Source organism: Thiomonas sp. TH-17 (genome assembly GCF_057473305.1).
The window spans coordinates 1-10,753 of sequence record NZ_JBYCKI010000227.1; the positions used below are offsets into that span (position 1 = coordinate 1).

Annotated in this window: 10 protein-coding genes; 6 read left to right on the top strand and 4 right to left on the bottom strand. The window is 63.9% G+C overall.

Annotation, left to right across the window (positions count from 1 at the left end):
- Nucleotides 1-491: SCO family protein (locus AC2VLV_RS13435; protein WP_486990456.1), on the bottom strand; the 491-nt coding region annotated here is incomplete at its 3' end.
- Nucleotides 492-751: 260 nt separating this feature from the next.
- Here AC2VLV_RS13435 and AC2VLV_RS13440 point away from each other — a divergent pair.
- Nucleotides 752-1,711: a substrate-binding domain-containing protein gene (locus AC2VLV_RS13440; protein ID WP_486990457.1), complete on the top strand. Its 960-nt coding sequence runs from the start codon at nt 752-754 to the stop codon at nt 1,709-1,711.
- A gap of 25 nt (nt 1,712-1,736) precedes the next feature.
- Here AC2VLV_RS13440 and clpB read toward each other — a convergent pair whose 3' ends face one another.
- The 3 genes from clpB to AC2VLV_RS13455 all read right to left on the bottom strand — a co-directional run bounded on the left by clpB (nt 1,737) and on the right by AC2VLV_RS13455 (nt 7,760).
- Nucleotides 1,737-4,322, bottom strand: coding sequence for an ATP-dependent chaperone ClpB (gene clpB / locus AC2VLV_RS13445; RefSeq protein ID WP_486990458.1), 2,586 nt, complete (start codon nt 4,320-4,322; stop codon nt 1,737-1,739).
- Nucleotides 4,323-4,424: 102 nt separating this feature from the next.
- Nucleotides 4,425-6,830 carry a Tex family protein gene (locus AC2VLV_RS13450; protein WP_486990459.1) on the bottom strand — a complete coding sequence of 802 codons (2,406 nt, stop codon included), beginning with the start codon at nt 6,828-6,830 and terminating at the stop codon, nt 4,425-4,427.
- 63 nt (nt 6,831-6,893) lie between these two features.
- On the bottom strand, nt 6,894-7,760 hold the full coding sequence (locus AC2VLV_RS13455) for an MBL fold metallo-hydrolase (protein ID WP_486990460.1): 867 nt from the start codon (nt 7,758-7,760) through the stop codon (nt 6,894-6,896).
- Between the two features lie 92 nt (nt 7,761-7,852).
- Here AC2VLV_RS13455 and AC2VLV_RS13460 point away from each other — a divergent pair, with 92 nt between their 5' ends.
- From AC2VLV_RS13460 to AC2VLV_RS13480, 5 genes are all read left to right on the top strand, one after another.
- Nucleotides 7,853-8,197 (top strand): ArsR/SmtB family transcription factor, encoded by a 345-nt coding sequence (locus AC2VLV_RS13460; RefSeq protein WP_486990461.1) that lies wholly within the window; start codon nt 7,853-7,855, stop codon nt 8,195-8,197.
- 114 nt (nt 8,198-8,311) lie between these two features.
- Nucleotides 8,312-8,761 carry a YeeE/YedE family protein gene (locus tag AC2VLV_RS13465; RefSeq protein ID WP_486990462.1) on the top strand — a complete coding sequence of 150 codons (450 nt, stop codon included), beginning with the start codon at nt 8,312-8,314 and terminating at the stop codon, nt 8,759-8,761.
- Between the two features lie 3 nt (nt 8,762-8,764).
- Complete coding sequence (locus AC2VLV_RS13470; RefSeq protein ID WP_486990463.1) at nt 8,765-9,232, top strand: DUF6691 family protein; 468 nt, start codon at nt 8,765-8,767, stop codon at nt 9,230-9,232.
- 156 nt (nt 9,233-9,388) lie between these two features.
- Nucleotides 9,389-9,712 (top strand): ferredoxin FdxA, encoded by a 324-nt coding sequence (fdxA, locus tag AC2VLV_RS13475; protein WP_013122740.1) that lies wholly within the window; start codon nt 9,389-9,391, stop codon nt 9,710-9,712.
- A gap of 76 nt (nt 9,713-9,788) precedes the next feature.
- Nucleotides 9,789-10,753: NAD(P)/FAD-dependent oxidoreductase (locus tag AC2VLV_RS13480; RefSeq protein WP_486990464.1), on the top strand; the 965-nt coding region annotated here is incomplete at its 3' end.

Below are 10,753 nucleotides of genomic sequence, written 5' to 3' on the forward strand. Positions count from 1 at the left end.
GCCGCGCTGTGGTTGACCACATAGTTGCCATGCGCGTCGGGCTTGCCGTAGGAATAGCTGACGTGATAGCGGCCCGCCAGCGTTTTGGTCTGCGCCACGGTGCCGCTCAGACCGATGGCGCTGGACATGAAAGCGTGCACATAAGCGTCGAGCACCTTGGGCGTATCGCGCTTGGGATCGACCGTGGCAAAGATCACCTGCACGTCCTTGCCCTGCGGCCCCAGCAGTTGCTCGGCGCGGGCGAGGTGCGCCATGGTGGTCGGGCAGACGTCCGGGCAGTGGGTGTAGCCGAAATACAGTACCACCACTTTGCCGAGAAAGTCCTTGGACGACTCCAGCTTGCCACTGCTTGAAGCGATATCGGTGAACTGCAGCGGCTGCATGATTTTCGGACCGATGTAGTCCATCGCCCATTTCTGCTGCTGTTCATGCTGCGCACAACCCGCCAAGGCCAGCGTCAACGCCAAGCCCGCGAATGACAAACGAAACACGGCATTCCTCCCAATGAGTATTGTGATGTTAAAGAGGATTGACCGGCTGCCAAATGGTTCGCCACACTTGCGGCTCGTGACGGATTTCACACCGATTCACACTCCAGGAAGCCCTCAGGTAAACCCGCACGGCAGGTGCGCCGATCAAATGTAAAGTCCTCGCTCAGCGTCCCGGTTTTCATGCCTCGTTTCACGCTCGGCAACGTTGGCGCCTTCAGAATAGGTCGATCATGTCCGCTCTCCGTCCCCCGCGCGCCCCAATGAACGGGGCACAAAATCTCTGGTGCCGTGGCGCCGGTCTTGTCCGCCTGTGCGTTTTCTGCCTGGGTGCGGCCTTGCTCGCCAGTGTGCTGCGGCCTGCCGTCGCGCAGGCTGCTGTCGAAAAAAATGCCCCGACCACCACGCAACAGCCGGCGCTGCTGGGGCTGAACCTGGGTTTGGCAGTCGGCAATCAGCAAGATCAGTTCGTGGTGGCGCAGAAGCTGGCCGCGCTGATCGGCAGCGCTGTCCAGCGCAAGATCATCTGGGAGACCGGCTTCAATCTGGCCAAGCTCCAGACGGCTGGGGGCGATGGCGCCCTGCCCTTCAGCTTCGCTTTCGTCAAGCCGCCCAATCTCACCGCCGCTTTGCTCGCCAAGGGCTGGCGCCTGGTGGCCGTCGGCCAGAATACCCTGCACTTCGGCACCGACCTCATCGCCCAGTCTTGTCCGGGGCAACCGGGCAAAGTGCTGCTGGGTGGCAGCTCCCTGAGCATTCTGGGCATGAACGCACTTCCGGCGCAGGTCTGCGTGTCACCCGCGCAGGTCTGGCAATCGCCCTCAGCGGTGATGTTGGCGCCGAAACAGGGCAGCCTCGTCGATCTCGTGGCGCAGAAAATCTGGCGTGAACACGGCGGCACGCCCCGCCACATTTCCCGAGTGAATACGCAGAATGCGGTGATCGGCCTGATGCGCGATATGCATGTCGCCGCAGTCGGCGTGGTCACCCCGGTAGTGTCCAAAGCCTGGGCCGAACGGGGCGGCATCGTGCTGGCGCACCAGCCCATGCCCTTCTGGGCGCTGGTGGCCGCGCCAGACGTGCCCGCCCAGCAGGTCGAAGCGGTGCGCAGCGCGTTGCTCGGCGCTTCTGCCAGCGAGGTGAACCACGCGCTGCATATTCCGGGATGGGAAGTCGGCGACGCCAAGCCGTACGCCGACTTCCTGAAGTGGCTGAAAAGCTGATGAAGGGCTGACACGCCCTCCAGCTTCATCCCCGATCGAACACAATCTCGCCCGCGCGCACCTTCACCGGAATCACATCCTTCGGGCCGAAGCGGCCTTCGAGAATGAGCTTGGCCAGCGGATTCTCGATGCGCTGCTGAATCGCCCGCTTGAGCGGCCGCGCGCCGAACACCGGATCGAAGCCCGCGCGCGCGATCTCGGCCAGCGCCTCGTCGCTCACATCGAGCCGCATATCCATCTGCGCCAGCCGTCCTTCGAGGCTGCGCAACTGGATACGCGCGATGTCGGCAATCTCCTTCTCGCCCAGCGCGTGGAACACCACCACCTCGTCGATGCGGTTGAGGAACTCGGGGCGGAAATGCGCCTTCACCTCCTCCCACACCGCATCGCGAATGGTCTGTTGCGGTTGGCCGCTCATCGCCATGATCTGATGCGAACCGAGGTTGCTGGTCATCACGATCACCGTGTTCTTGAAGTCCACGGTGCGGCCCTGGCCGTCGGTCAGGCGGCCGTCGTCGAGCACCTGCAGCAGCACGTTGAACACGTCCGGATGCGCCTTCTCCACCTCGTCGAACAGCACCACGCTGTAAGGCTTGCGGCGCACGGCTTCGGTCAGGTAACCGCCTTCGTCATAGCCCACATAGCCGGGCGGCGCGCCGATGAGGCGAGCGACCGAATGCTTCTCCATGAACTCGCTCATATCGAGGCGCACGATGTGCTCGTCGGTGTCGAAGAGAAACTCGGCCAGCGCCTTGGTCAGCTCGGTCTTGCCCACGCCCGTCGGGCCGAGGAAGAGGAAAGAACCATACGGCCTGCGCGGATCGGACAGGCCGGCGCGCGAGCGGCGAATGGCGTCGGACACCGCGCGGATGGCCTCGTCCTGTCCCACCACACGGCGGTGCAGGCGCTCTTCCATGTGGACCAGCTTGTCGCGCTCGCCCTGCACCAGCTTGGACACCGGAATGCCGGTCGCGCGCGACACCACCTCGGCGATTTCCTCCGCGCCCACCTGGGTGCGCAGCAGGCGGCGCACCTGCGGTTTGTCATCGCCCGCAGTTTCCTTGGCCTGCGCCTCGTGCAGCTTGCGCTCCAGCTCCGGCAGACGGCCGTATTGCAGCTCGGCCACCTTGTTGAAATCGCCCTTGCGCTTGAGTTCCTCGATTTCGAAACGGATCTTGTCGATCTCTTCCTTGATCGCAGCGGAACCCTGCACCGCGGCCTTTTCGGCCTTCCAGATTTCGTCGAGGTCGGCGTACTCGCGGTCGAGCTTGGCAAGTTCTTCCTCGATCAGCGCCAGGCGCTTCTGCGAAGCCTCGTCCTTCTCGCGCTTTACCGCCTCGCGCTCGATTTTGAGCTGGATGCGTCGGCGATCGAGCTTGTCCATCGCCTCCGGCTTGGAGTCGATTTCGATCTTGATCTTGGCCGCGGCCTCGTCAATCAGATCAATGGCCTTGTCGGGCAGGAAGCGGTCGGTGATGTAGCGATGGCTCAACTCGGCCGCGGCGACGATGGCCGGGTCGGTGATGTCCACGCCGTGGTGCACCTCGTACTTCTCCTGCAGGCCGCGCAGGATGGCGATGGTGTCTTCCACGCTGGGCTCGTCCACCATCACCTTCTGGAAGCGGCGCTCCAGCGCGGCGTCCTTCTCGATGTACTTGCGGTATTCGTCGAGCGTGGTCGCGCCGATGCAATGCAGTTCACCGCGCGCCAGCGCCGGTTTGAGCATATTGCCCGCATCCATCGCGCCCTCGGCCTTGCCCGCACCGACCATGGTGTGAATCTCGTCGATGAACACCAGCGTCTGCCCGGCGTCTTGCGACAACTCCTTGAGCACGTTTTTCAGCCGCTCCTCGAACTCGCCGCGAAACTTGGCCCCGGCCAGTAGCAAGGCGATATCGAGCACCAACAGGCGTTTGCCGCGCAGGCTGTCGGGCACCTCGTCGTTGACGATGCGCTGCGCCAGCCCTTCGACGATGGCCGTCTTGCCCACACCCGGCTCGCCGATCAGCACCGGGTTGTTCTTGGTGCGGCGCTGCAAGACCTGGATAGCGCGGCGGATTTCGTCGTCGCGGCCGATCACCGGGTCGAGCTTGCCCTGGCGGGCGCGCTCGGTCAGGTCGAGGGTGTATTTCTTCAGTGACTCGCGGGCGCCTTCGGCCTCGGCGCTGTTGACGTTCTGCCCGCCACGCACCGCCTCAATGGCGCTTTCCAGTGACTTGCGGGAGAGGCCGTTTTCACGGGCGATGCGCCCGGCCTCGCCCTTGTCGTCGGCCACGGCGAGCAAAAACAACTCGCTGGCGACGAACTGGTCGTTGCGTTTGGTGGCTTCTTTCTCGGTGATGTTGAGCAGACCATTGAGTTCGCGGCTGACCTGCACATTGCCGTCCGTGCCTTCGACTTCTGGCAAACGGTCGATGGCCTGCGCCGCGGCAGCCGTCAGCCCCGGCACATTGGCCCCCGAGCGTGCGAGCAGCGCCTTCGGGCCATCCTGGCCGAGCAAGGCATGCAGCAGATGCACCGGCTCGATGTACGCGTTGCCGTGATTGACCGCAAGCGATTGCGCGTCGGCCAGCGCCTCTTGAAACTGGGTGGTGAGTTTTTCGATCCGCATGGAATCCTCCGTCCTGAACTGCCGTATAGATACGGCGTCAGAGGGGGATTTTCAAGCGCGGTCGTGTCGGTTGTGTTGCGCTGTGCTCAAGGTTGTTCAATCTCAGCGCTTGAGCTTGGCGAAGGCGGCCGCCATGGCAGTGTTCTGCGATGCGGGTGCGGCGGCCGCGCGCTGATGACCACTCCGGCCACCCTCCTGGCGATCACGGGAACGCCCGGGCAGGCCCGATCCGCCCGTTCCCCGTGCGGCATCCCGAGCGGAATCGGCGGGCCTCATCGACAACGCGATGCGCTTGCGCGCCACATCCACCTCAACCACGCGCACCTTGACGATGTCGCCGGTCTTGACCACCTCGCGAGCGTCGTTCACGAAGCGCTGCGCCATTTGCGAGACGTGCACCAAGCCGTCCTGATGCACGCCCAGATCGACGAAAGCGCCAAACGCGGTGACATTGGTGACCGTGCCTTCGAGCTGCATGCCCGCTTCGAGCTGCTTGATGTCGTGCACGCCGTCGAGCAGCCTGGCCGTGCGGAATTCGGGGCGCGGATCGCGGCCAGGCTTCTCCAGCTCGGCCAGCACATCGCGCACGGTGAACGCGCCGAAGCGGTCGTCCACGAACTGCTCGGGGCGCAGGCGCTGCAGCGTGTCGCGATTGCCCATCAACAGGCTGATCGGCTGGCCTGCCGCAGCCAGCACTTTTTCCACCAACGGATAGCTCTCAGGATGCACGCCAGTGCGGTCCAGCGGGTTGTCGCCGCCGTTGATGCGCAGAAAGCCCGCGGCCTGCTCGAAGGTTTTGTCACCCAGGCCGCGCACCGACTTGAGCGCCTCGCGGTTGGCGAAGGCGCCGGTCTGGTCGCGGTGCAGCACGATCTGCTCGGCAATGCGCGCGCTCAGGCCGGCCACGCGGGCCAGCAGCGGGGCCGAGGCGGTGTTCAGATCGACGCCGACGGCATTCACGCAGTCTTCGACGATAGCGTCGAGCTTGCGCGACAGCGCGGTCTGGTTCACATCATGTTGGTACTGGCCGACGCCGATGCTCTTGGGGTCGATCTTCACCAGTTCGGCCAGCGGGTCTTGCACCCGGCGGGCGATGGACACCGCGCCGCGCAGGCTCACGTCCAGATCGGGAAACTCGCGGCTGGCCAGGCTGCTGGCCGAATACACCGAAGCGCCGGCCTCGCTCACCGTGAGCTTGGTCAAGCCGGGCTGGCTGGCGTTGCGCAGCAGTTCGGCGGCGAGCAGATCGGTTTCGCGGCTGGCGGTGCCATTGCCGATGGAGATGAGCTGCACGCTGTGACGTTGCACCAGCGCCGCCAGCGTGGCGAGTGCGCCTTGGACGTCGCGCCGCGGCTCGAAGGGGTAAACCGTGGCGGTATCGAGCAGCTTGCCGGTGGCGTCGACCACGGCGACTTTCACCCCGGTGCGAATGCCGGGGTCCAGCCCCATGACCACCTTCGGCCCGGCAGGCGCGGCCAGCAGCAGGTCGCGCAGATTGGCGCCGAACACGTCGATGGCAACAGTCTCGGACTGCTCGCGCAGGCGCGACAGCAACTCGCGCTCCAGCGTGAGGGAGAGTTTGACCTTCCAGGTCCACTGCATCGCGCGGCGCAACCAGTCGTCTGCCGCGCGGCCCTGATGGCTCCAGCCCAGCAGTACGGCCAGCCGCCCCTCGGCCAGGGCGGCCAGCGTCGGTGCGGCCGTGCCTTCGGGCACTGGCGGCAGGTCGATGCGGGCATCGAGCACCTCTTGCGCGCGCCCGCGCAACACGGCCAGGGCGCGGTGCGAAGGCACTTTGTCCAGCGGTTCGGCGTAGTCGAAATAGTCGCGGAATTTGGCGCCTTCTTGCTCTTTTCCGGCGCGCAACTGGCTGATCAGGTGGCCGGTCTGCCACAGCCATTCGCGCATCGGGGCGACCACCGCCGGGGCTTCGGCCCAGCGTTCACTCAGAATGTCGCGGGCGCCGTCAAAGCAGGCCTGCGGGGTGGACGTATCTGCCGCCTCGGTGCTGTCCTGCGGGCGGACGAACCCAGCCGCCGCCTGCAGCGGCTCGGTCTGCGGCTGCAGCCACAGCAGGTCGGCCAGCGGCTCCAGCCCAGCCTCGCGGGCCTTTTGCGCGCGAGTGACGCGGCGCGGCTTGTAGGGCAGGTAAAGGTCTTCGAGTTCCTGCTTTTGCCCGGTCGCGCTGATGGCGGCCTGCAGTTCGGGCGTGAGCTTGCCCTGCTCGGCGATGGACTGCAGCACCACGGCGCGGCGGTCTTCGAGTTCGCGCAGATAGAGCAGGCGCTCTTCCAGCGTGCGCAGGTGGTCGTCGCTCATGCCGCCCGTCACCTCTTTGCGGTAGCGGGCAATGAAGGGCACAGTAGCCCCGCCATCCATCAGCTCGATGGCCGACTGAATCTGCTGCGCCGGGAGCTGCAGTTCGGCGCTGAGCGCCTGCAGCACCCGCCGAGCGGCGGCCTGCGGTTGGGCGAATGGATTGTTCTGAGCGGAGTCGGCAGCGGTCATGGCAGATCAGAAGACAGGCAAAAGCCCAGCAGTCTAACCAGCCCGGACCAGCCCCGGCATGGCCTACAGCGCGTTTACCGGCAGCTTGAGATAGCTGACCCCGTTGGCCTCGGCTTGGGGCATTTCACCGGCGCGCACATTGATCTGCACCGAGGGCAGGATGAGCGCGGGCATGTTCAGCGTGGCGTCGCGCTTTTTGCGGAAGGCGACAAAATCGTCCTCGGAAGTCTGCGCATTGAGCTGGATATTGCCCTCACGCTCGGCCTGCACCGTGGTCTGCCAGATGGGATCGCGTCCGCCGGGCATGTAGTCATGGCAAAGGTAGAGCTTGGTCTGCGGCGGCAGGCTGTAGAGCTTGTGCACAGATTGGTAAAGCACATGCGCGTCTCCGCCCGGAAAGTCGCAGCGCGCCGTGCCGTAGTCGGGCATGAACAAAGTGTCGCCGACAAAGGCGCTGTCGCCCACCAGATAGGTGACGCAGGCGGGCGTGTGGCCGGGGGTGTGCATCACCCGGGCTTGCAGCTTGCCAATGGCAAAGGTCTCACCGTCCTTGAACAGATGGTCGAAAGGCGAACCGTCGGTGGGCATGGTGCTGTCGTTGAACACATGGCTGAACACCTTTTGCACGTCCTGAATGTGTTCGCCAATCGCGATCTGGCCACCGAACAACTTTTTGAGATAGGGCGCGGCCGAGAGATGGTCGGCATGGGCATGGCTTTCCAGCAGCCAGTCCACCGTAAGCCCCTGCTCGCGCACGTAGGCGGCGATCTTGTCGGCAAAGTCGGTTTTGGTGCGACCCGAGGCGTAGTCGAAGTCGAGCACGCTGTCGAGAATCGCGCAGTGGCGGGTTTCGGGGTCGATGATGCAATGGGTCGCCGTAAAGGTGGGCGCGTGAAACCAGCTCTGAACGGTGGGGGTCTGCGTACTCATACGGGTATCTCCTAGGCGGAATGCGTTGCAGGAACACTATAGAAAAGCATATATTGTTTTTCCATTAGGAGTTACCTGATTGAGCCATGTCAATGTCAAGCGCGCAAGATTTTGAAATTCCCAGCGTCGAGCTCATGCGGCGCAACTCGGAGCAGGCGGGCGCCTTGTTGAAAACCCTGGGCAATCCTGACCGTTTGCTCATTTTGTGCCAGATCAACCGCGGTGAGATCTGCGTCAGCGACCTGGAGGCGGCTTGCGACGTCAGCCAGCCCACGCTCTCGCAGCAGCTCACCGTGCTGCGTGCACAAGGCTTGGTGAAAACCCGGCGCGAGGGCAAGCGCGTGTATTACAGCCTGGCCAGCCCGGCAGCCAGCGCGGTGCTGATGACCCTGTATCAGATTTACTGCCACGGCGGCAACGGTCCGCCTGGCAAATGAGTTGGTACCTCGGCGCTCGCATGTCGCCGCGGTACGACAAACGGCCTGACCAGAATACTGGCTGGCGTCAATAAAACCAGAGACAAACATGCCCATGTCACGAAGGAGAGACAAATGTTCAGCATCGATTGGGCGCATTTCACGCCCGGCACGGCCATTCTCGGCGGGGCGCTGATTGGCGCGGCAGCGGGCGCCATGGCGCTGGGCGGCGGCAAGATCGCCGGGATCAGCGGCATTTTCGGCGGCGCCATCAATGAAGCCCTACAGGCCAAACGCCCCGCGCCGTGGCGGCTGTGGTTTCTCGGCGGACTGATCGCTGCGTCGTTCATCTGGGTGATGTTCCGCCCGGTGCCCGGCGCACATTACGGCGAGTCGTGGCCGGTGATTGCGATCGGCGGATTGATTGTGGGCTTCGGCACCCGGCTGGGCTCGGGCTGCGCCAGCGGCCATGGCGTCTGCGGGCTGTCCCGGTTTTCGCCGCGCTCGATGGTGGCTGTGGGCACCTTCATCGGCATGGGCATGGCGACCACATTCGTCATGCGCCACCTGCTGGGAGGGGCCTGAGCCATGAAAACCCTCGCCTTTCTCAGCGGCATCGTGTTCGGTATCGGCCTTCTCGTGTCGGGCATGACCGATCCCGCCAAGGTCATTGCCTTTCTCGACATCGCCGGGCCTTGGGACCCGAGCCTGATTCTCGTCATGGTCACTGCCGTGGTCGTCGCACTCGTGCCCATGCAACTGGCGCAGCGACGCGCCCGATCGCTCGTCGGCGAAAAAATCGCCTTTCCATCGACCCACGGCATCACCGGAAAGCTCATTCTGGGCAGCGCCATTTTCGGCATCGGCTGGGGCATGACCGGCCTGTGCCCGGGACCCTCGCTCGCATCGTTGGCCGCCTCGACCTGGCAGGAGTGGCTGTTCTTCAGCAGCATGGTCGCGGGCATGATCGGCTTCGAGTTGTGGCAGCGCATGGGCCAACGCACGCGCAGTGCGCCGGCCGTGCCGCTGGCCGCGGCGACTTCGCGAAAAACCTGAGCGCGTTGCCGCCACTCAACCACCGTCGTCCGCCCGCCGGAAGCGGTGGTTTTTTTCATGGGCTCACCCCTGCGGTAGCCGGGTTTTGATCTGATGCAGAGCCGACCTGGCCGCGCCAGTTAAAATTTTGACCCTTTGATACATCCGGTTCCGCACATGACTTTCGTCGTTACTGAAAACTGCATCCGCTGCAAATACACCGATTGCGTTGACGTCTGCCCGGTGGACTGCTTCCGTGAAGGCCCCAACTTCCTCGCCATCGACCCCGACGAATGCATTGACTGCGCCGTGTGCGTGCCCGAGTGTCCGGCCAACGCCATCTATGCTGAAGAAGATGTGCCGGGCGACCAGCAGGCTTTCATCAAGCTCAACGCCGAGTTGTCTCGCCAGTGGCCCAGCATCACCAAGCGCAAAGCTGCGCCCGATGACGCGGACGAGTGGAAAGACAAGCCCGACAAGCTGCAATTCCTGCAGCGCTAGTCTGCTCACAACGCCCGTCACATCTCCTTCGGCGGCAGTGATGCCGCCCCCGATCTTTTCCTCAAAACTTCCTCGCATGGACCTATCCAACGCCTCTCCCGTTTCAGTCGCGGCCGACATCATTGAAACGGACGCCGTCATCATTGGTGCGGGGCCGGTCGGGCTGTTCCAGGTGTTCGAGCTCGGCCTGCTGGAGATCAAGGCCCATGTCATCGACACCCTGGCGCATCCGGGCGGACAATGCGTCGAGCTCTACCCCGACAAGCCGATTTACGACATTCCCGCTGTGCCGGTGTGCACCGGGCAAGAGCTGACCGACAACCTGCTCAAGCAGATCGAGCCCTTCGGCGCCACCCTCCACCTCGGGCAGGAAGTCGCCGTGCTTGAACGCCAGGCCGATGGCCGATTCCTTGTGGAAACCACTAAATCCACCCGCCTGCTCACCAAGACCGTGTTCATCGCTGCCGGGGTGGGCTCTTTCCAGCCCCGCACCCTCAAGGTGGACGGATTGGAGAAATTCGAAGGCAGCCAGTTGTTCTACCGGGTTCGCAACCCGGCGCAGTTCGCCAACAAAAACCTGGTCATCGTCGGCGGTGGCGACTCCGCACTCGACTGGGCGCTGCACTTCGTTCAGTCCAGCGAGAACAAGCCGGAAAGCGTCACTCTCATTCATCGACGAGACGGATTCCGCGCCGCCCCCGCATCCGTCGCGCAAATGCACGCCCTTTGCGAACAGCACGAAATGCAATTCCTCGTCGGGCAAGTCAGCGGCTACGAAGAAAATGCCGAGGGCCAGTTGCACATGATCAAGGTCACAGGCAACGACGGGATCACCCGCCGCCTGCCGCTCGATCTGTTGCTGGTCTTCTTCGGCCTGTCACCCAAACTGGGCCCGATCGCGGAGTGGGGGCTGGAGATCGAGCGTAAGCAGCTCGTCGTCGATACCGAAAAATTCCAGACCAGCATTCCCGGCATTTTTGCGGTGGGAGATATCAACACCTATCCCGGCAAAAAGAAACTCATCCTCTCCGGTTTCCACGA